This is a genomic window from Cobetia sp. BMC6 (assembly GCF_029991385.1).
Classification (GTDB): Bacteria; Pseudomonadota; Gammaproteobacteria; order Pseudomonadales; family Halomonadaceae; genus Cobetia.
On the sequence record NZ_JAKUMF010000002.1, the window covers coordinates 321,130 to 341,880 of the forward strand.

Sequence of the window (20,751 nt, forward strand, 5' to 3'; positions counted from 1 at the left end):
ACCCGCGTGTCTCGATTCGACACTGAGCGCAGCAAAGCCCGCGCCATGCCTGACGGGCTGAGCCATGGGTGACCTTGCAAGAGGCCAGAAACATGTCAGGCGCCACCGTGAATAAATCGTCCCATCCCGCTCGATTGTGGCTGTCACCGGCCTCGCTGGCCCAGCAGCTGGCGGGACTGGTGGCGGGGATCTGGCTGTCACGTCAGGGTGAGTGGGGCGCGGATTGGCAATCACGCTCATCGGCAGGGTTCGGCGCGCAAGAGGGCGGGGCGCACGGCTGGGCCGCCTTCATGACGCTGAGCGACAACCTGCTGTTGCTCGCCTTGCTGCTCTGCTGGCTGATGGTAGCCGGGGCCTTGGCAGCCACGCTCACTCGTGCTTTTCCGCATCCAGCTCCCGGTGCCGAGTCACGCCGCTCTCGGCTCGGAGTCTTGAGACTGCGACTGTCGGCAGCGCTGGGGTTCGGACTGGTGATTGGCCTTCATCAGCAGCCGCTGGTGATGGCTGAGGCGCTTACACGGCAGGAGCTGTGGCTGGAAGGCCAGGTCGAACAGGTCAATCGCGCACTGCCGACGCCTGATGACTCGGTGCGCCTGGTGTTGCGTGTCTCGCGCTGTGGTCTCTTCCAGCCGACGGGGGAGCCCGCCGCTGATGCCGGGCGTCAGGCAGCCTGTCAGCGGCTGGTGGATCAGCGGGTCCAGCTTCGACGTTACTGGCCACGCAAGCTGCCCCGCAATGTCGCGACACGCGAGGCGCTGGCGACTCCCTGGCAGGCCGGTGAGCGTTGGCGCATGGTCGTGCGTCTGGTGCCGCCTCATGGTGCCAGCAACCCTGCCTTCGGGCGCTCAGCGAGCCCAGCGGAGTTTGACCGTGTCGCCTGGCTATGGCGTGAAGGTATCGTTGCGACGGGTTACGTGCGCCAACTGTCCCTTGCGCAGCGCCTGGCGCCGCCAGGCGGGCTGGCAGCACTGCGCCTTCATGCCGAGCAGGCTCTGTGGCAGCGCTGCGGCGAAGGCGGGGCGCTGGTCGACTGGCCGGACTCGCCCTGTCGATGGCTGGCGGCATTGACGCTGGGCAAGGTCTCGGCGCTGACCCATGACGACTGGGACACGCTGAACGCCACGGGACTGACGCATCTGGTGGTGGTGTCGGGGCTGCATGTCGGCCTGATGGCCAGCCTGGTGCTGGGGCTGAGTTTCGGCGTGCTGCGCCTCTGGCGCCCGGGCGGGTGGCGATTCAGCGTCGCGCCCTGGTGGCTTGCCTGTCTGGCGGCCTGGAGTTTCGCCTTGCTGGCAGGCCTGGCGCCTCCGGCCCTGCGTGCCGCCTTGATGGTGACGGTCGGGCTCTGGATGGCCAGTGGTCGCAGCGGCCTGGGTGTCTGGCAGGTCTGGATGCTGGCGCTGATTCTGGTGCTGGGTCTGGACCCGCTGGCGCTATGGCGCCCGGGCACCTGGTTGTCATTCATCGCCGTGGCGGTGTTGCTGCTGGCCTGGCAGGGCCGCTCGCGTCCGCTGGGATTGCGCGGCTGGTGTCTGGCCACGTTGCGCAGCCAGTGGCTGCTGACGCTGGTCATGGGGGCGGCCCTGTTGCTGTCACGCGGCCAGTTGTCCTGGCTTTCGCTGCCGATGAATCTGGTGATGGCGCCCCTGGTGACGCTATTGATCGTGCCGATTGGCATGCTGGGCTGGGGGCTTGCGGGGCTCGAGCAGCTGTTGCTGTTCACGGGACTTGTCCCGTCATGGCTCGCGGCGATGCTCGCCGACGGTGTATTCAGCAGTCGTCTATGGCAGCTGCTGGCGCAGGGCATGGCGCAGACGATGGAGGTATTGTCCTCGCTGGCATCGACGCAAGGGCGCTGGCCACAGGTGCCTATGGCGGCGGGCCAGACAGACACTACTCCCTCGGCCTTGATTCAGACGCTCGCGGTCATGGCCCTGCTGGGTGCCTGGCTGGCGGAGGGTGTGCCGGGCCTGGATGGCCGTCTGAAACGCCTGTGTGGCAGCGTGGCGCTCTGCTGGGGGCTGACGCTGGCGGCGCTGGCCTCGCCGTGGTCACCGCCTGCGTTGGCCACCGTCACGCGCGCGACAGAAGCCGCTTCGGTCTCGCCCCGGGCGCCCGCGCTCAGTCTGACGGTACACGATGTCGGGCAGGGGCTGGCACTGTCGCTGCGCAGTCATCTGGCGCCGAGCGCAAGCGAGTCGACAGGTGGGTCACGGCAGATGCCGAAGTACTGGCGTTATGACCTGGGGGCGGCGTCGCGCAATACCGGCGCCCGCTTGCCGGGGGCGCCATTCGTGGCGGGAGAACCCATCGGCGTGATCATGAGTCACGGGGATGGCGATCACGCCGGCGGTCTGCAGGCCTTGTCTGCCGAGGAGATCGCCGCCCTGTGGGTGCCGGCCGGGCAGCGGGCGCGACTGGAGCGTCAGGTAAGCTGGCTCGATGAGGTGGCGATGCGGGAGTGTGTCGCCGGGCGCAGCATCACCCTCGGTCAGCTGCAGGGCCGCCCCGTACGTCTCGAGATGCTGTGGCCGCCACCAGGGTTGACGACTCGACGTGACAACGCGCACTCCTGCGTGGTCTTGATAGCACATGGCGCGCGCCCACTGGCGTTGCTGACCGGCGATATCGGCCAGCAGCAGGAGCGCGAGTTGCAGGAGACGCTGCGCCAGCGCCTGGCCGGGCGCGGCTTGCCGTTGCTGGTGGTCGCACATCACGGCAGCCGCACCAGCAGTGGTGATGCCTGGCTTGAAAGCCTGGCGGCACGTCACGCGATTGTCAGCGCCGGTCGCTACAATCCGCATGGCCACCCGCATCCGGACGTGGTGGAGCGTCTGGCGCGTCATGTCGAGTGCCTCTGGCATGTCGGGCTGGATGGCGCCTTGTACTGGGAGTGGTCGCCGCAGGGGGAGCGGCTGCAACCAGCGCGCAGGGCTGGCGGTATCGGAGTGAGGTGCCTTGGGGTAAAATCCGCTGAATGATCAGATGCATGGCGGTTTCAAACGGCCTGCGCGACAGGGATGGCGCGTGACATCTGACACGACAACAATGGTGCCCGAAGAGGCATCGAGACCAAGGGAGAGGTCACATGCTGGAAGCCTTGTACGCAGGGGGAGTCTTGATGCTCCCCATCCTCGGATGTTCCGTCGTGGCACTGGCCATCATCCTCGAGCGCCTGTGGACGCTGCGTCGTCGACGCATCGCGCCGAAGGGGCTGGGACAGCAAGTGTGTGAACTGATCAGCCAGGGGCAGGTCAATGTCTATTGGCTGGAGAGTCATTCGCCGCTGGGCAACGTGCTGGCGGCGGGGCTGCGCAATGCGCGCCTGGGCAATGAGCAGGTCCGCGCGCGCATGCAGGAGTCGGCCGTGGCCGTCATCCATGACATGGAGCGCTTCCTGAGTCCGCTGGGCACCATCGCCGCCATCACGCCGCTTTTGGGGCTCTTGGGCACGGTGGTCGGCATGATCGACGTCTTTGCCGTGATCGTCGATGCAGGTAGCGCCGAGCGAGCCCAGGAGCTGGCCGGCGGGATATCCCAGGCGCTGGTGACGACGGCGTCCGGTTTGACGGTGGCGATTCCGGCACTGATGTTCCATCGCTATTTCCAGCGCTGTGTCGAGGACATCACCGTCAACATGGAGGAGCAGGCAGGGCAGGTGGTGGAGTATATCTCGCACCACCAGGGCGAGCTCGGGCTGGCCGAGAGCCATGACGGCATCGACCGTCGCCCGGGCCAGCGCCCCGGCCAGGTGCCGGAGCCCCATGAGCGACTGCCGGAAGACCTGCCGGCCTACATGCGTCGTGACGCCGATGACCCCTATGGTGGCGATGATGGCAAGGGGGCAGGTGCCGGGAGGCCGTCATGAGGTTTCCGCGTCGCCAGCGTGAGTCAGTGGAGGTCAATCTCACCCCGCTGATCGACGTGGTGTTCCTGCTGCTGATCTTCTTCATGGTCTCGACCACCTTCGATAGCCGTCGAGCGCTGGACCTCATCCTGCCGCAGTCCAGTCAGGCCAGCACGGTAGAGCAGGCGCCCTTGATCCTGAGCATCGGGGCGGCAGGCGATTTTACGCTCGGCGAGGCAAGCCTCGGCGAGGATGAACTGGGAGCGCAACTTGCGCAGTACAAGGACCAGGCAGATCGCTTCGGGTTGATCCTCGAAGCCGATGGCCGCACGCCCCACGCCAAGGTGGTCACGGCGCTGGACGCCGCCGCTGAAGTGGGTATCACCCGTGTGCGCATCAGTACGCGTATCGGGACGGAATCATCATCACCGGATGCCCCATGAGGGCGCCGCCCAAGTCTATGGAGACCCCGTGAGTCGCGACTCCACCTGGATTCATTACCGCCGCTTGCTCGGCTATGTTCGCCCGTACTGGAAGATGTTTCTGGCCGCTATCGTCGGCTATATCATCTACGGTGCCTCGAGTACGGCGCTGGCCGAGATGATGAAGCGTCTGATCGACGGCATCCAGAATCCTGATGCCCAGTTCAGGTTGTTCCTGCCGCTGTTCGTGATCGGCATGTTCGCCGTGCGCGGTGTCGGCACCTTCCTGGGCACCTACTGCATGAGTGATGTGGCACGCAACGTGGTGCACACCCTGCGTACCACGGTGTTCAACCACATGCTGCACCTGCCGGGGCGCTATTTCGACGAGAACTCCACCGGCCATCTCATCACTCGCGTCACCTACCATGTCGAGCAGATCACCGGCGCGGCCACCAAGGCGCTGACCATCATCATGCGCGAAGGCTTCTTCGTGCTCGGCCTGCTGGGTTATCTGTTCTGGACCAACTGGAAGCTGACACTGGTGTTCATCGCGGTCACGCCGCTGATCGGCTGGGTGGTCAGCTATGCCAGCAAGCGCTTTCGCAAGCTCTCCAAGCGTATCCAAGGCTCGATGGGCGAGGTGACCCACGTGGCCTCCGAGGCGCTGTCCGGTCATCGTGTCGTGCGTACCCACGGTGCCGAGGATTACGAGAAGGCACGCTTCGCGGCGGTCAGTGATTACAACCGCGAGCAGAAGATGAAGGAAGCGCTGACCAAGGCCACCGCCACGCCGGTCATCCAGCTGTTGATCGCCGTGGCGCTTGCCACGCTGGTATGGCTGGCGATGGCGCCGGAACTGATGGCCGGCATGAGCGCCGGCGAGTTCGTCGGCTTCATCACCGCCGCTTCGATGATGGCCAAGCCGGTTCGCCAGTTGACCGAAGTCAACGGCGAGATCCAGAAGGGCATGGCGGCCTCGGAAGAACTGTTCGGTCTGCTGGATACGCCGGCAGAGCCGGACAACGGCACCCTGGTGCCCGAGGGGCGTCTCGAGGGCCGTGTACGCTTCGACAATGTCCACTTCCGCTATGCAGATCATCAGCCGGAGGTGCTCAAGGGCATCGATCTGGAGGTGAAGCCGGGACAGATGGTCGCCATCGTCGGGCGCTCGGGGTCGGGCAAGTCGACATTGATGAGCCTGTTGCCGCGCTTCTATGCGCCGACCACCGGCCGCCTCCTGATCGACGATGTCGCCATCGAGGACTACAAGCTGCGTCCGATGCGTCAGCAGATCGCGCTGGTCTCGCAGAACGTCACCCTGTTCAATGCCGACCTGACCGCCAACATCGCCTATGGCACCGATGAGGTCGACAAGGCGCGGGTGGAAGAGGCGGCGCGTGCGGCCTATGCCCACGAATTCATCGAGCGCATGAGTGAAGGCTACGACACCATCGTCGGCGACAATGGCGTGATGCTCTCCGGTGGTCAGCGTCAGCGTATCGCCATCGCACGTGCCATCTACAAGGACTCACCGATTCTGGTGCTGGATGAGGCCACCTCGGCGCTGGATACCGAATCCGAACGCTATATCCAGCGCGCGCTGGAAGAAGTGTGTCAGGGCCGGACGACCTTCGTGATCGCTCACCGTCTGTCCACCATCGAGAAGGCGGACCGCATCCTGGTGATGGATGATGGAGAGATCATCGAAGACGGCACCCACGAATCATTGATTGCTCAGGAAGGTGCTTATGCCGCGCTGCATCGCATCCAGTTCCGGGAGACGGCGGACGCATGAGTGAACGACTGGTAGACGCCTGGTATCGCGGCGCCGGCTGGCTGCACCTGTTGCGCCCGCTGGAACATGTCTACAGGAATGTGGTGGCGCGCAAGCGCAACGCCTATCTCACCGGCAAGCGTGAGGTCTGGAAGGCGCCGGTGCCGGTGATCGTGATCGGCAACATCACCGTCGGTGGCACCGGCAAGTCGCCGCTGGTCGCCTGGCTGGGGCGCTGGTTGAGCGAGCAGGGCTGGCGCCCGGGCATCATCTCGCGCGGCTACGGCGGGCATTCGCCGCGCTATCCCCTCTACGTGCAGGCCGATACCGACCCTCAGCATGCTGGCGATGAGCCGGTGATGCTGGCCCAGCAGACCGGCCTGCCGGTGGCGGTCGACCCGGATCGCCCGAGCGCGGCGCGGCGCCTGATTGCCGCGGGCTGCGACATCCTGCTCTCCGATGATGGCCTTCAGCACCATGCGCTGGGGCGCGATATCGAGCTGGTGGTCGTGGACGGTGAGCGTGCCTTCGGCAATCAGCGCTGCCTGCCCGCCGGGCCGCTGCGTGAGCCATTATCGCGTCTCGCCAGTGTCGATGCGGTGATCTCCAACGGGGTCATCGACTGCTCGCGTCTGCCGGTGGAATCGCATTGCATGAAGCTGACGCCGGTCCATTGGCGCCACCTGATCGACGACGTGCGCTATCCTGCCCACCAGCTGCCGTTCAGCGGTCAGGTGCATGCGTTGGCCGGTATCGGCAATCCGCAGCGCTTCTTCCGCACCCTGACCAATCTCGGTGTCGAGCATCTGCCGCGCCCGCTGGCGGACCACCATCGTTTCACGCCGACGGATCTGCGTTTTTCCGACAATCTGCCCGTGGTGATGACCGCCAAGGACGCCGTCAAGTGTCGCAGCTTCGCCAATGAGCGCTGCTGGGCGCTGGATGTCGAGGCGCGTCCGGACCAGGCGCTGGTGGACTGGCTCGCCAAACGCCTTGAGGCGCTCTGAGTGCTTGATCGCTGAATTTTCTTTCTTTTCTGCTGTTATTCCGGAGATGTCTCGATGGACAAGGAACTGCTCGCGCTACTGGTTTGCCCGCTGTGTCAGGCCAAGCTGACCTATGATGCGGCGAATGCCGAGCTCAAGTGCTTCTACGATGGCCTCGCCTATCCGGTACGCGACGGCATTCCCGTCATGCTGGAAGAAGAAGCGCGCCAGATGGATGCCGATGAGAAGCTCAAGGGGAGCCGCGGCTGATGAGTGACCTTCTGCAGCAGGGGCAGGCAGACGACAGCCGTTCAGAGGGCGAATCCGGCTTTGTGGTCGTGATTCCGGCGCGCTTCAACTCCTCACGCCTGCCGGGCAAGCCCCTGGCGGACATTCATGGCCAGCCGATGATCGAGCACGTCTGGCGCAATGCCTGCGCCAGTCAGGCCAGCCGGGTCGTGATCGCCACCGATGACGAGCGCATCCGTGAGGCCTGTGAAGGCTTCGGGGCCGAGGTGGTGATGACGCGTGCCGATCATCCCAGCGGGACGGACCGCCTTGCCGAGGTGGTCACGCTGCTGGCGCTGGCCCCCGAGACCCTGGTGGTCAACGTCCAGGGCGATGAGCCGTTGCTGCCGGCGGCGCTGATCGATCAGGTGGCGGTACGTCTCGAGGAAGACGCGGGTGCCTCGATCGCCACGCTGGCGGAGTCGATCGCCAGCGTCGACAGCCTGTTCAATCCCAATGTGGTCAAGGTGGTACGTGACTTGCGTGGGCGTGCCCTGTACTTCTCGCGCGCGCCTGTCCCGTGGGACCGCGAGCACTTCACCACGCCGCCGGACATGCTGGCCACCGATTCCTGGCTGCGCCATATCGGTCTCTACGCCTATCGTGCCAGCTTCCTGACCGATTACGTCGACTGGCTGCCGGCCCCGCTGGAGCAGCTCGAACAGCTCGAGCAGTTGCGCGCGCTGCATCATGGCCATGCCATCCAGGTGGCCATTGCCTGCACGGCGCATCCAGCCGGTGTCGATACGCCTGAGGATCTCGAGCGCGTGCGTGACTGGTTGGCGCAAGCAGCGGCAGGCAGCGAGAGCGGAGAGGCCTGATGAGCGAGCTTCTTGAGCAACTGGCCCGGCGTCAGGCGCCATTGGAGCGCATCCTGATGGTGTGCCTGGGCAATATCTGCCGCTCGCCCAGTGCCGAAGGCGTGTTGCGTGCCGCGCTGACGCGCCATGGCCTGGAGCAGATTGTCACGGTGGACAGCTGTGGTACCAGTGACTGGCATGTCGGCGGTCAGCCTGATTCGCGGGCCATTGCCCATGCGGCCAGGCGCGGACACGACATCAGCGCGCTGCGTGCCCGTCAGTTGTGCGAGCAGGACTTTCACGACTTCGACCTGATTCTGGTGATGGATGACGCCAATCTTGCCGATACCCGTGCCGTGGCCGAGCGCAGCAGCAGTGGCGATCAAGCGCTGATCGGTCGCCTGCTGGACCTGCTGCCGACTCCGCTGCCTGCGTTGGCAGCGGGCAGGCGTGAGGTACCGGACCCCTACACCGGGGGCCCCGATGCCTTCGAGCGTGTGCTGGATCTGATCGATGTGGCCTGCGAGGCGCTCATCGCGGCACTGCCTGCGGCGACCACGGCGCGGGCACGCTCATGACTCAGGTATCGAGTAATCAGGGCGCAGGCGACAACACTTCGCAACGTGAGGGTGTGGCGCTGGATGGCTGCAATACGCTGGGCTTCTCGGCGCGTGCACGTGCCCTGAGCGAGCCACACACCATCGAGGCTGCAAGGGCACAGGTGCTGGCCTCCCGGCGGGCTGGTGAGCGTCTGGTGGTGATCGGCGGCGGCAGCAACCTGGTATTGCTGCCGTGGCTGGATGCCCATGTCATGCGCCCGGCCTTTGACGAGGTCACCATCACGCCGGCAGAAGACGGCCTGACGGCCACGGTCTGCGTCGAGGCCGGCAAGCGCTGGCATGCCCTGGTGATGGAGCTGGCCGCCGCCGGCTGGTGGAGCTATGAAAATCTGGCGCTGATTCCCGGTTGCTGCGGTGCGGCGCCTATCCAGAATATCGGCGCCTATGGCGTCGAGCTGGCAGACCACTTGCTGCGCCTGGAAGTCATGTCGCTGGAAGATGGCAGTTGCCGCTGGATGAATCGTGAGGAATGCGAGTTCGGTTATCGCGACAGCATCTTCAAGCGCGCGCTTGAGCATCGCGTGCTGATCACGCGTCTGGAGTTGAAGGTATCGTGCCAGGCGGCGCCCCGGCTCGGCTATGGCGACCTCGCCCAGCGCGTCAGTGCGGCGCTGCCACAAGGGGAGGAGGTGACGCCGTTGCAGGTCGCCCGGGCGGTGATTGCCACGCGCAGTGAGAAGTTGCCCGACCCCGCGCAACTGGGCAATGCCGGCAGTTTCTTCAAGAATCCGCAGCTTCCCCAGTCTGAGGCCCAGGTGTTGTTGTCTCGCTTCCCGAGCTTGCCGCATTACCCGCAGGCCGATGGCAGCATCAAGCTGGCAGCAGGCTGGCTGATCGATCAATGTGGTCTCAAGGGCGCGCGCAGAGGCCATGTCGGCGTGCATGCTCAGCAGGCGCTGGTGCTGGTGCACTTCGGCGAGGGGGCCGTCACGGAGCTGCTGGCACTGGCGCAGGAGGTGCGCGAGGCCGTCCACACCCGCTTCGGGATCTGGCTCGAGCAGGAGCCGCGCGAGCTGGGGATGATGCCTGAAGGGTGATGCCCGAGGACTGAGGCCCAGCATCGTGTACACTGCGCTATACGCCGAAAACAAGAACGCCCCGCAGGCTTGCCTGCGGGGCGTTCTTGTTTTCAGTACTAGACCCTGTCTTGCTGCCTTTCTGGCGCCCCCTTCAGCGCTTGTGGCTGAAAGGGGCAGCAGAGTGACGGCAGGGGCAGGGCGCCAGCCTCAGGTCTCAGTGTGACGTGTTGCTGTCATCCTGAGCGGTCGTGTCCTGAGTCTCTGCGCTGGCCTGTTGTGCAGCAGCACGCTCGGCAGCTTCACGCTCACGACGACGCACTTCGCGCGGATCGTTGTAGGCGCGTTCGCCACGGCGACGGCGGGTCTCGGTGGCTGGCTGCGTGCTGTCCTGCTGCACGCCTTCTGCCGCTGCTGTCTCGCCTTGCTCGCTCGGTGCCTGCTTCTGCTCGCTATCAGCGACTTCCACCGTGGAGGTGTCGTCGCTCACGGCTTGCGCCACGGCGACATTGTCGTGACGCTCGGCAGTCGCGAACGCTGCCTTGGCCGGGGCGTTCTCGACGCTGGCGCTGACGTTGACGGCGCTTTCGGCACCTTCAGCAGCATCAGTAGAGCCGTCAGCGTTTGCAGAGCCGTCAGCTGATAGAGAGCCCTCAGCGTTTGCAGAGCCTTCAGCTGATTGAGTGCCTTCAGCAGCTTCAGCGACAGTATCTGCGGTGCGCTCAGTGCTGACGGCAGGCTCAGTCTCAGGGCTGGCCACGTCAGCGTTTTGCGTCACCTTCGCCTCGCTGGTCTCAGTCTGCTGAGGAGCCTCTTCGCGCGCGGCCTCCTGTACAGGCTGTTCAGCGGCGGCTGCTTCCACGGCAGGTTCTTCCACCACAGGCTGCGCAGGCTGGCTGGCAGTGTCGGCTTCAGCGGCGACCGCTTCCTCTGCTTCAGCAACAGGTGCCTGAGCTGCGGTCTGCTCGGCAGCTTGTGCTTCGGCGGCCGGTGCCTGAACGCTTTGTTCGGCGACGGCTGGTGCTTCAGGCATAGCGGCTTCGCTGGTCACGCTTTCCTTCAGCGACTGCTCATCGGCTGCGGCTTCCGGTGCGACTTCTGCAGCGGTGACGGCCGGCGTGTCGACGGCGTCGTCAGCTGCGCTGGCCTGCGGCTGGTGCACGCTTGGCTGCTGGACGGCGTGTTGCTCAGTGCGCTGGGCGGCGTGCTGCTCAGTCTTCTGCGCCTGGTGAGCGCCAGTGGCAGGCGCTTCGGACGCCTCTTCGACAGGTGCTTCGATCGGCGCTTCGGCGACCGGCTCGACCACTTCCGCTGGCTCAGGCTCAGACGCTTGCGCGTCGGATGCCGCTGACTCAGGGGCTACCGTCTCTTTCAGCGTCTCGTTGCTCGGCTCGCTGACTTCCGCTGCGGTGACTGCCGTGAGGTCTTCGCTGGCAGACTGCTCGGCGGTGGTCGGTGCGTCCTGTGTCGCGGTGCTGTCTTCACCCTGCGAAGCACTGGTGTCAGCCTGCGGAGCGCTGTCGTTGCCTTGCGGTGCATTGCCTTCGCCCTGCGGAGCAGCGGTAGTGGCGTTGACGACTTCGGCACCTTCCTCGGCAATGGCCGGTACCGCAGCGGCTGCCGAAGCAGCGGCTACCGGAGTGGCGGCTGCCTGCGGGCCTGCCAGCGTCATGGCCTTGAGCGATTTCTGCTCTTCGACCGCCTGCGGGTTCAGAGCGTGCTGGCGGCTGCGCACACGCGGGTTGTTGCGTGTCTGCTGGCCTTCACTGCTGACCTGCTGTTCCTCTTGCTCGGCCTGTTCGGCTGCCTTGATGGACTCGCGTGCCTGCTTGCTGTCGACCTGTTCGGCCTTGTCGGTCTTGGCCGGCTTTTCACCACGTGCCGGCTTGTCGCTGCGCTTGCCGGAATCGCGCTTGCTGGCGTTGTCGGCCTTGGCGTTCTGGCTGTCGCTGCTCCTGGCTTCGGCTTTCGGGCTGTTGTCAGCCTGCGACGTCTGTTCCGGCTCGGCCTGCGGCTTGCTGTCGTTGGTGACGATTTCCTGCTGGCTATCCTGACGCGACTCGTTGGACTTGCGGCGGTTGTTACGGTCGTTGCGCTGGCGGCGCTTGTTGTTGCGGCCATCGCTCTGGCTGCTGCTGTCAGCGTCGTTGCTGCGTGACGCGTTGTCATTGCGACGACGGGAGTCCTTGCGGTTGTCATCACGCTCGTTGCCACGGCCGTCATTGCTGCGGTCGTTGTTACGATCATTTTTGCGATCATCGCTACGTTCAGCGTTACGGCCATTGCGGGAATCGTTGCGAGCCGCTGCCGGAGCGCTGGCTTCACTGACGGTCTCGCGACGCTCGCGGGCCTTTTCCAGTGCCTTGCGGGCTTCGCTGGACTTGGCCGGCACGGCGGTGTCGCTGTCATTGCCCAGCAGGCGGCTGAAGCCTCGGGCCAGGCGCGACAGCAGGCCGCCACCGGTGGCCGGAGCGGCAGTCCTGGCGGGAGTCTGGGCTGAAGATTGCGCCACGAATTCCTGCTTGCTGGCCTGAGCGCGGGTGTCATTGCCCTGGCTCGAACGGTTGTCCTGACGGTTGTCATTGCGCGAGCTCTGACGGCTGTCGTTGCGGCCTTCGCTGCGAGTGTCGTTACGAGACTCCTGGCGGTTGCGGCCGTTGCTGCTGCCGTTGCCGTTGCGACGACGATTGCCGTTGTTCTTGCCGTTGCCGTTGCGGCTATCGCTGTCATTGCTGCTGTCAGCAGTCTCGGCCACTGCGGCAGGCGCTTCCGGTGCGGCAACCGGGGCAGGCGTGGTGTGGGACACGCTCTTGACTGCTGCTTCAGTGCGTGCTGGCGGCTTGTCGAAGTTAGGATCCGGTTCCTTGCCGACTTCGGTCTCGACGGACAGCTCGAAGCTGGACTTGTCGGCACCGTCTTCATCGACGTGGTCATCACGCAGACGCACGACTTCGTAGTGCGGCGTGTCGAGCTCCGGGTTCGGCAGCAGCACGACATTCACGCCCTGACGACGTTCGATGTCGAACAGCGTGGCGCGCTTCTCGTTGAGCAGGTAGGTCGCGACCGGCACCGGCAGGATGGCGCGGATCTGCGAGCTGCGCTCCTTCATGGCCTCTTCTTCGATCAGGCGCATGATGGAGAGCGCCATGGAGCGCACGTCACGGATGGTGCCCTGGCCGTCACAGCGCGGGCAGACCACGCCGCTGGTCTCGCCCAGTGACGGACGCAGGCGCTGGCGCGACATTTCCATCAGGCCGAAACGTGAGATGCGACCGATCTGGACACGAGCGCGGTCGATCTTGAGTGCGTCGCGCACACGATTCTCGACTTCACGCTGGTTGCGTGCCGGCGTCATGTCGATGAAATCGATCACCACCAGGCCGCCGATATCGCGCAGACGCAGCTGGCGGGCGATCTCGTCGGAGGCCTCCAGGTTGGTCTGCAGCGCGGTTTCCTCGATATCACTGCCGCGGGTGGCGCGAGCGGAGTTGATGTCGATGGAAACGAGGGCTTCGGTGTGGTCGATGACGATGGCGCCACCGGAGGGCAGCTTCACTTCACGCTGGTAGGCGGTCTCGATCTGGGATTCGATCTGGAAGCGCGAGAACAGCGGCACGTCGTCTTCGTAGAGCTTGATCTTCTGCTGATAGCTCGGCATGACCTGACGCACGAAAGACAGCGCTTCCTCCTGGACTTCCGGAGAGTCGATCAGCACCTCACCGATGTCATTGCGCAGGTAATCGCGCATGGCACGGATGATGACGTTGGATTCACGGTAGATCAGGAAGGGGGCAGGGCGACTGGAGGCGGCCTTGGTCACCGCGTCCCACACCTGGGCCAGGTAGTCGAGGTCCCACTGCAGTTCTTCGGCGCTCTTGCCGATGCCGGCGGTGCGCACGATGACGCCCATCTTGTCCGGCAGGGTCAGGCTGTTCATCGCTTCCTTCAGCTGAGCGCGCTCTTCGCCCTCGATGCGGCGGGAGATACCACCGGCACGCGGGTTGTTGGGCATCAGCACGAGGAAGCGGCCGGCCAGACTGATGAAGGTGGTCAGGGCGGCGCCCTTGTTGCCACGTTCTTCCTTGTCGACCTGGACGATGACTTCCTGGCCTTCCTTGAGTACTTCACGAATGTTGGGGCGGCCCTGACCGGGGTCCTTGGAGAAGTACTCGCGGGAGATTTCCTTGAGCGGCAGGAAACCGTGGCGTTCGGCGCCGAAGTCGACGAAGCAGGCTTCGAGGCTGGGCTCGATGCGGGTGATCTTGCCGCGGTAGATATTGGCTTTCTTCTGTTCGCGGGCGCCGGACTCGATGTCGAGATCGTAAAGGCGTTGTCCGTCGACCAGTGCGACGCGCAGCTCTTCCGGCTGGGTCGCGTTGATGAGCATCCGTTTCATGTCGTCTCGCTAGACTGGGCGTGCCGAAGGGCAGCCGCATTGTGCGTCGGCGACGAGGAACCGTTTTCCGCTTCGTGTTGTGCTCAGCGCATGTCGTGGAATGCGTTTTTCGCATGCAGGCAAGTCCGTGACGGGCCACATGCGGCATGATCATGTTGAGTACTTGGAAGAGGCAGGACGTGTTGCGGGGATTTGTACTCCTCCGGCCCTGCGGTCTCTTCCCTAACACCTGGCATTTGCCGATTCATCGACGCCGGCCTTCGGCACGGATATCGAATGATTACCCGGGCTTCATGCCCGAGCGGTCTTGTGTCGTTGGCCCATGAATGACTGGGCATCTTGCTGTCTTGCCTGCGCAGGCGGCTTTCGGGCTCTCGCGACATCATCTCGTGGAGTCTGCAACGAAGGCTCGAAGGGCGATTGCGCTGCGGCGCGCGGCGTCATGCGTTCCGCGCCCGCTGATATCGTCATCAGGTCCTGTGAGACCTGAGCGACATCGATGTTTTGCGTCAGCTGTTGGTCCGGCCATTGGCCGCGAATGACTGTCCTTGGGGCTGCCTTCGCTGCCTGTGATTGACAGGTGCGATGCGCGGGACAGCACGCTACCGACAGGGTAGATGACAACAGGGTGCTTGCGTGACCTGCACGGTGCTGATGTCGGTGCGCGTTGCTTCATTGCGGGCCATCTGACCCTCTCCGCCGGCGTGAAGCACCTTGTTGAAGTGCCGGGTGCGCCGTTTTTCCGGCCGCTGTGACAGGGCTGCGGAGACGATGATCGGGCATATAGAGAAGGCCCATCTCACTGAGCTCGAATATACCAGTAAAGGTATGTACCAGCAATTCAGCTGCCAGATCAAACGCTTCGCTACATCGCCCGAGATACGAGGCCCGGCGAGCCGCGGATGAGAGCAGCATGTGGCACGATGATTCCCCATTGGTCGCATGACACCGTAGAATGGCCGGTCTGAGTGCGCCCAGGCGCACGGCAACAAGATGAGCAGGCCGCGCGAAGGCGGGGCCGGAAAGGAGTGCGACATGGCCGAAGGCCAATCAGTCCAGTGGATCGAGGTTGCCCCGGAATTGGCCGGGCAGCGCATCGACAACTTTCTGCGAACCCGCCTCAAGGGCGCACCCAAGGCGTTGATCTATCGCATCGTGCGCAAGGGTGAAGTGCGCGTGAACAAGAAGCGCATCAAGGTCGATTACCGCCTGCAGGCGGGAGACCTGGTGCGGGTACCACCGCTGCGCCTATCGCCGGAAGCCGCCGTGCAGGAAGTCAGTGACAATCTGCGCGAGGTGCTGGCGGGCTGCATCGTGCACGAGACGGATGACTTCATGGTCATCAACAAGCCCTCGGGGCTTGCCGTGCACGGCGGCAGTGGCGTCAAGATCGGCCTTATCGAGGCCATGCGCCAGATTCGCGCCGACCTGCCGTTCCTGGAGCTGGTGCACCGCCTGGACCGTGATACCTCCGGCTGCATTCTGCTGGCCAAGTCGCGGGCTGCGCTGTTGCAGCTCAATGCCGACCTCAAGGCCCACAAGATGACCAAGCTGTATCTGGCGCTGGTCGAGGGGCGCTGGGATTCACGTCGCGATTACGTCAATGCGCCGCTGGAGCGCTATGACGGCGGCAATGGTGAGCGTCGGGTGCGCGTCGATGAGTCCGGCAAGACGGCCAGCACCCGTTACGCGGTGCGTGAAGCCTATCCGAGCATGACGCTGGTCGAGGCCGAGCCGATCACCGGGCGTACCCACCAGATCCGCGTGCACTCGGTGCATGCCGGGCATCCGCTGCTCGGTGATACCAAGTACGGCACCGAGCGCGGCAATGCCCTGGCGAAGAAGGTCGGGCTGGAACGTCTGTTCCTGCATGCCGCCCAGCTCAGCTTTCCTGACCCGATCGACGGGCGAACCGTCACCGTGTGCGCACCACTGGACAAGCGGATGAAGCGCGTTCTTGCCACTGCCAGAGAGCTGGGAGCTCGTCATGACTGATCTCACGGCAGGACTGCCGCAACCGCGCTATCGCCTGGTCATCTTCGATTGGGATGGCACCCTGATGGATTCCGAGGCGCGTATCGTCGACTGCCTGCAGGCGGCCTCATTGGCGACGGGCATGGGTGAGCTGCCTGCCCATGCCGCGCGCGACATCATCGGTCTCGGGCTTCCCGAAGCCATGGAACGCCTGTTCCCGGGGGCGACGGCCGAGCAGTGCGAGGCGCTGGTGGCGGCTTACAAGGCGCATTTCGTGGCGGTCGATACCACGCCGCTGGATTTCTTCCCCGGTGTCGAGGCCGGCATCCAGCGTCTGCGTCGCCATCCCGAGCAGCTACTGGCCGTCGCGACGGGCAAGAGCCGCCGCGGGCTGGACCGCATGTTCACGGCCCATGACTGTGGTGACTGGTTCCATGCCTCGCGCACCGCGGACCTGACGCTGTCCAAGCCGCATCCCCGCATGCTCGAGGAATTGCTGGCCGAGCTGAACGTTGAGGCGCATGAGGCGCTGATGGTCGGCGATACCGAATATGATCTGGAAATGGCGCGTGCCCTTGGCATGCACAGTGTCGGTGTCGACTACGGCGTACACAGTGTGCCGCGTCTTGAGGCCTGTGCGCCGCAGCGCATCGTCTCGCATTTCGACGAATTGATGGATTGGCTGTACGTGGCCAGGTAATGGTCGCGATCGCCCAGCACAGGAGCAGCAATCGATGAGTGACAGGCCGCATGATCCCTGGCGTGAAGGCGCGGGTGGCAAGGACGAGAGCGAAGCGGGCTTGAGCGGGCAGGGCATGAGTGGGCAGGGCATGAGTGGACAGAGCGCGGCTGCCGCCCCCGAGCGAGAGGTGGACTGGCAGGCGCGCGAGCGCACCGCGCAGCTCGAGATGATCGACCGCTGGGTGCAGGGCGTGGTCACCGAGCAGCGTCGTTCGCGGCGCTGGAAGCTGTTCTTCCGCTTCCTGTTCGCCTTGCTGTTCATCGCCTCGATCGCGACCTCGGTGACTCTGTTCACGCTCGGCAGCCAGCCAGCGGCGCTGCCCGGCGAGCAGCATCTTGGCGTGGTGCGCCTGAAGGGCGTGATCGAAGCGGACGGTGAAGCCAATGCCGAACGCATCATCAAGGGGCTGCGTGCGGCCTGGGAGTCACCGGCCTCCGTGGCGGTGGTGCTCGACATCAACTCGCCCGGTGGCAGTCCGGTGCAGTCCCAGCGCGTCTATGACGAGCTGATGCGGTTGCGAGAGCGGGGCGACAAGCCGGTGATCGCGGTGATTGAAGACCTCGGCGCCAGTGGTGCCTATTACATGGCGGCCGGCGCCGGCGAGATCATCGCGGCACCCTCGAGCCTGGTGGGCTCGATCGGCGTGATTTCCTCAAGCTTCGGGCTCAAGGGGCCGATGGAGAAGCTGGATATCGAGCGTCGCGTGTTCACGGCGGGAGACAACAAGGCGTTTCTTGATCCGTTCTCGGAAATCTCGCCGGACCAGCGTGCCTTCTGGCAGAGCGTGCTGGCCACGACGCATCAGCAGTTCATCGCAGCGGTCAAGGCCGGGCGTGGTGAGCGCCTCAAGGATGACCCCGAACTGTTCTCGGGGCTGATCTGGACCGGCGAGCAGGCCCGGGGGCTGGGGCTGGTCGATCGTACCGGTACGCTGGAAGAGCTGGCGACTGAGCTGACGCCAGAGGCGGAATTGCACGATTACACGCCGCGTCAGGACCCCTTCGAGCGCTTCACGCGGCGCTTCGCCGGTGTGATGGCCAGTGCGATGGGGCTCGAGACGACGGTATCGCCGGTCAGTTACCGCCTGCCCTGGTAGGCGAGCCAGGGCCGCAGCCCTCGTCGGTCGGGGCTGCGGTGTCTCTCAGGGGCGCGGCGCATCCAGCAGAGGGTTGACGCCGGCTTCACGCAGCAGTTCGCACAGGCGAATCAGCGGCAGTCCGATCAGGCTGTTGGGGTCACGCCCCTCGAGACGCTCGAAGAGCGTGATGCCCAGGCCTTCCATGCGGAAGCTGCCGGCGCTGTCGAGGGGACGTTCGCGCTCGACGTAGCGCTCGATCTCGGCGCTGGTCAGGGAGCGGAAGACGACTTCGTAGTCGTCATGACAGACCCAGTGACGCGCGGAGTGCGTGTCGATCAGGGCGAGGCCGGTCACGAAGCGCACGCGACGTCCGGAAAAGCGCGCCAGCTGGGCGCGTGCGGCTGACAGGTCCGCCGGCTTGCCCAGTATCTCGCCTTCGAAGACGGCGACCTGGTCACTGCCGATGATCAGGTGATGGGAGTAGGCATCCGCCACGGCGTCGGCCTTGCCGAGTGCCAGGCGATGGACCAGTGTCTCGGCACTTTCTCCGTGGCGCGGCGTCTCATCGATGCTGGGGGCTGTCCAGGTGAAGGGCAGCCCGAGGCGTTCAAGCAGTTCATGACGCCAGCGTGAGCTGGACGCCAGGACCAGTGGAGTCATCATGGCTCTCCCGTCGGGGCGCGTTGCGAGCATTGGCTGGGCGGCGCGCGGCAAGTATTTGAAAAACAAGGGTGGCAGGATGCCGTAAATCCTCTCGGCATTGAAGCGTCAGGCGCGTACAATCGCGCGCTGGACGTGTAGCCCAGTGTCAGTTGCCGCATATCGACGTGAAAGCGTGATGGTGAGGGGGCTGGCAAAAGCAACAAGTTGCTCATGCATTTTGACACCGGGAGGGGGAATCCCTATTATGGCGCGCCTATGTTGACCACAAGACTGCCGACCAAGGTCGAGCCCTACCGGCTGGCGTCAGCGGGTAAACGCCTTGAAGGCGTGATTCCACTGGCGAACATGCCCCGTGTTGTTGAGGCCATCGGTGCTCAGGAAGGGGATGTCAGCGTCTCCATGACCTTTGATATCGACACTCAACGTCGCAGCTTCATCGAAGGCTCCATCGCCTTCGAGGCAAGTCTGCTATGCCAACGTTGTCTGGGACCCACCGAGCCGGAGCCGCTTTCCAGCGAGTTTCTGTTGGGTCTGGTGACCAGCGATGCGCTGGCGGCGCAGCTGCCCGGTGAGTACGAGCCGGTAGTGGTGGAAAACGAACAGCTGGATCTCCTGACAGTGATCGAGGATGAAGTGCTCCTGGTCCTGCCGCAGGTGGTCTACCACGAGGAGGCCGATTGTGCCGTCTCTCGCGACCAGCTGGCCAGCGGTGTGGAACCCGAGGCCTCGGACGCACCCGCTGTGAATCCATTCAGTGTGCTTCGCACCCTGAAGGACAAGCACTGAACTCAATTTGTCGACAAGATTGGAGTAATCCCCATGGCAGTTCAGCAGAACCGCAAAACTCGTTCCAAGCGTGGCATGCGTCGTAGCCACGATGCCCTGACTGCACCGACCCTGTCCCAGGACAAGGAAACCGGTACAGTTCACCTGCGTCACCACGTCTCTGCCGACGGTTTCTACCGTGGCCGCAAAGTCGTTGATGCATAAGGCATTGATGCAGCGCGCGGCGTAACGCCGTGCGTATCGCCATCGATACGATGGGCGGGGACTTCGGTCCCCGCGCTACGTTACGGGGCACGGCCAGTGCGCTGTTGCGAGACTCGCAACTCAGCGCCATCCTGGTCGGCCCGCAGCATCTACTGGATGCCGAGTTAGACTCCCTCCCTGCTTCACTCTCCCGTGTTCGTGATCGCCTTCAGACACTCGCTGTCGACGGTATTGTCGCGTCTGATGCTCGCCCGTCCCGCGTCTTGCGCAGCCGCGAGCCCAGCAGCATGTCTCAGGCCCTGGGCCTGGTGGCGAAGGGCCAGGCGGATGCCTGTGTCAGTGCCGGCAATACCGGCGCCCTGATGGCGCTGGGCATGCGTGAAGTGGGAAGAGTGAAAGGGGTGGAGCGACCTGCCATCTGTGCCGCGGTGCCCACGCGTGGCCCGCGCGCCTGCAGCCTGCTGGATCTCGGCGCCAATGTCGATGTCGCACCGCACCACCTGCTGACGTTCGCCCGCATGGGAGCGATGCGCAGTCGCCTCATCGACGCGGTCGAGTGTCCACGAGTGGGGCTGCTCAACGTGGGAGTCGAGTCGGTCAAGGGGACTGCGCAGGTGCAGGAAGCGCACGCCCTGCTGGCTGGCAGTGAGTCGGATTTCGACTACCTTGGCTTTGTCGAGGGCGGCGACCTCTTCTCCGGCGAGGTGGATGTGGTGGTCTGTGACGGCTTCGTCGGCAATGTCGTGCTCAAGAGCAGTGAAGGACTTGCGCAGATGCTGTCGGCACAGCTGGGGGCGACCCTGGCGGCCAGCTGGCGCACGCGCCTGATGGCTTGGCTGGCGCGTCCGGCGCTGACACGACTCTCGCGTGAGCTTGATCCGGTGCGCTACAACGGCGCCAGCCTGCTGGGCCTGGCGAACGTGGTGGTGAAAAGCCACGGCGGCGCGGCGGCGGAAGGCTTTGCCTTTGCCGTCACGCGCGCGGCCAGCGAGGCTCGCGAGCAGTTGCCCTCCCGCCTGGCGCAGGCCCTGGAAGGCACATACTCACGCTGAATGAGTAAATTGGTCTGATTTGTTCCTGTTGGGGTCGAGCTTCGGCGCACACGGTGCGACAATGCCAGCGCTTCGCGGCCGGGCGGTGAAGGCGGACGGG

General features: G+C 64.7%; 17 protein-coding genes. 15 read left to right on the forward strand and 2 right to left on the reverse strand.

What is annotated here, in order from left to right; all coding sequences use genetic code 11:
• Positions 1-92 precede the first annotated feature (92 nt).
• The 9 genes from MKZ40_RS05625 (at position 93) to murB (ending at position 9,777) form a co-directional block, all read left to right on the forward strand.
• Positions 93-2,981: a ComEC/Rec2 family competence protein gene (locus MKZ40_RS05625; protein ID WP_282627806.1), complete on the forward strand. Its 2,889-nt coding sequence runs from the start codon at positions 93-95 to the stop codon at positions 2,979-2,981.
• A 107-nt stretch (positions 2,982-3,088) separates the two neighbouring features.
• Complete coding sequence (locus MKZ40_RS05630; protein ID WP_082388116.1) at positions 3,089-3,868, forward strand: MotA/TolQ/ExbB proton channel family protein; 780 nt, start codon at positions 3,089-3,091, stop codon at positions 3,866-3,868.
• Positions 3,865-4,290 (forward strand): biopolymer transporter ExbD, encoded by a 426-nt coding sequence (locus MKZ40_RS05635; protein ID WP_175088212.1) that lies wholly within the window; start codon positions 3,865-3,867, stop codon positions 4,288-4,290. The genes MKZ40_RS05630 and MKZ40_RS05635 overlap by 4 nt, the downstream gene beginning before the upstream one ends.
• A gap of 28 nt (positions 4,291-4,318) precedes the next feature.
• Entirely contained in the window at positions 4,319-6,067 is a 1,749-nt protein-coding gene (gene msbA / locus MKZ40_RS05640; RefSeq protein ID WP_282627807.1) for a lipid A export permease/ATP-binding protein MsbA, read from the forward strand.
• Positions 6,064-7,053 (forward strand): tetraacyldisaccharide 4'-kinase, encoded by a 990-nt coding sequence (lpxK, locus tag MKZ40_RS05645; protein WP_175088210.1) that lies wholly within the window; start codon positions 6,064-6,066, stop codon positions 7,051-7,053. The genes msbA and lpxK overlap by 4 nt, the downstream gene beginning before the upstream one ends.
• Positions 7,054-7,107: 54 nt before the next feature.
• Positions 7,108-7,302, forward strand: coding sequence for a Trm112 family protein (locus MKZ40_RS05650; protein ID WP_043331901.1), 195 nt, complete (start codon positions 7,108-7,110; stop codon positions 7,300-7,302).
• Positions 7,302-8,141, forward strand: coding sequence for a 3-deoxy-manno-octulosonate cytidylyltransferase (gene kdsB / locus MKZ40_RS05655; RefSeq protein WP_175088209.1), 840 nt, complete (start codon positions 7,302-7,304; stop codon positions 8,139-8,141). The genes MKZ40_RS05650 and kdsB overlap by 1 nt, the downstream gene beginning before the upstream one ends.
• The gene (locus MKZ40_RS05660) at positions 8,141-8,698 is read left to right on the forward strand and encodes a low molecular weight protein-tyrosine-phosphatase (RefSeq protein ID WP_175088208.1); all 558 of its coding nucleotides are present in this window, start codon (positions 8,141-8,143) and stop codon (positions 8,696-8,698) included. Before kdsB ends, MKZ40_RS05660 begins: the two co-directional genes overlap by 1 nt.
• Entirely contained in the window at positions 8,695-9,777 is a 1,083-nt protein-coding gene (murB, locus tag MKZ40_RS05665; RefSeq protein ID WP_175088207.1) for a UDP-N-acetylmuramate dehydrogenase, read from the forward strand. The genes MKZ40_RS05660 and murB overlap by 4 nt, the downstream gene beginning before the upstream one ends.
• A gap of 196 nt (positions 9,778-9,973) precedes the next feature.
• On the opposite strand, the gene rne is transcribed toward murB, so the two are convergent.
• On the reverse strand, positions 9,974-14,152 hold the full coding sequence (gene rne / locus MKZ40_RS05670) for a ribonuclease E (protein ID WP_175088206.1): 4,179 nt from the start codon (positions 14,150-14,152) through the stop codon (positions 9,974-9,976).
• A gap of 1,035 nt (positions 14,153-15,187) precedes the next feature.
• Between rne and rluC the strand changes: the two genes are divergently transcribed.
• From rluC to MKZ40_RS05685, 3 genes are read left to right on the forward strand one after another with little or no spacing between them, the layout of a single operon-like run.
• Positions 15,188-16,147: a 23S rRNA pseudouridine(955/2504/2580) synthase RluC gene (rluC, locus tag MKZ40_RS05675; protein WP_175088205.1), complete on the forward strand. Its 960-nt coding sequence runs from the start codon at positions 15,188-15,190 to the stop codon at positions 16,145-16,147.
• Positions 16,140-16,826: an HAD-IA family hydrolase gene (locus MKZ40_RS05680; RefSeq protein ID WP_054555006.1), complete on the forward strand. Its 687-nt coding sequence runs from the start codon at positions 16,140-16,142 to the stop codon at positions 16,824-16,826. Before rluC ends, MKZ40_RS05680 begins: the two co-directional genes overlap by 8 nt.
• Before the next feature lie 34 nt (positions 16,827-16,860).
• Positions 16,861-17,964: a S49 family peptidase gene (locus MKZ40_RS05685; RefSeq protein ID WP_175088204.1), complete on the forward strand. Its 1,104-nt coding sequence runs from the start codon at positions 16,861-16,863 to the stop codon at positions 17,962-17,964.
• A 45-nt stretch (positions 17,965-18,009) separates the two neighbouring features.
• Here the strand turns inward: MKZ40_RS05685 and MKZ40_RS05690 are convergent, their stop codons facing one another.
• Complete coding sequence (locus tag MKZ40_RS05690; protein ID WP_175088203.1) at positions 18,010-18,606, reverse strand: Maf family protein; 597 nt, start codon at positions 18,604-18,606, stop codon at positions 18,010-18,012.
• 258 nt (positions 18,607-18,864) lie between these two features.
• Between MKZ40_RS05690 and MKZ40_RS05695 the strand changes: the two genes are divergently transcribed.
• Genes MKZ40_RS05695 through plsX form a run of 3 tightly spaced genes read left to right on the forward strand, consistent with a single transcriptional unit; the run spans position 18,865 to position 20,651 of the window.
• The gene (locus tag MKZ40_RS05695; RefSeq protein ID WP_107335333.1) at positions 18,865-19,395 is read left to right on the forward strand and encodes a YceD family protein; all 531 of its coding nucleotides are present in this window, start codon (positions 18,865-18,867) and stop codon (positions 19,393-19,395) included.
• Between the two features lie 33 nt (positions 19,396-19,428).
• Complete coding sequence (rpmF, locus tag MKZ40_RS05700; protein WP_065392644.1) at positions 19,429-19,599, forward strand: 50S ribosomal protein L32; 171 nt, start codon at positions 19,429-19,431, stop codon at positions 19,597-19,599.
• Between the two features lie 29 nt (positions 19,600-19,628).
• A complete protein-coding gene (gene plsX, locus MKZ40_RS05705; RefSeq protein WP_175088202.1) occupies positions 19,629-20,651 on the forward strand; it encodes a phosphate acyltransferase PlsX in 1,023 nt (340 codons plus the stop codon).
• Positions 20,652-20,751: the final 100 nt, after the last annotated feature.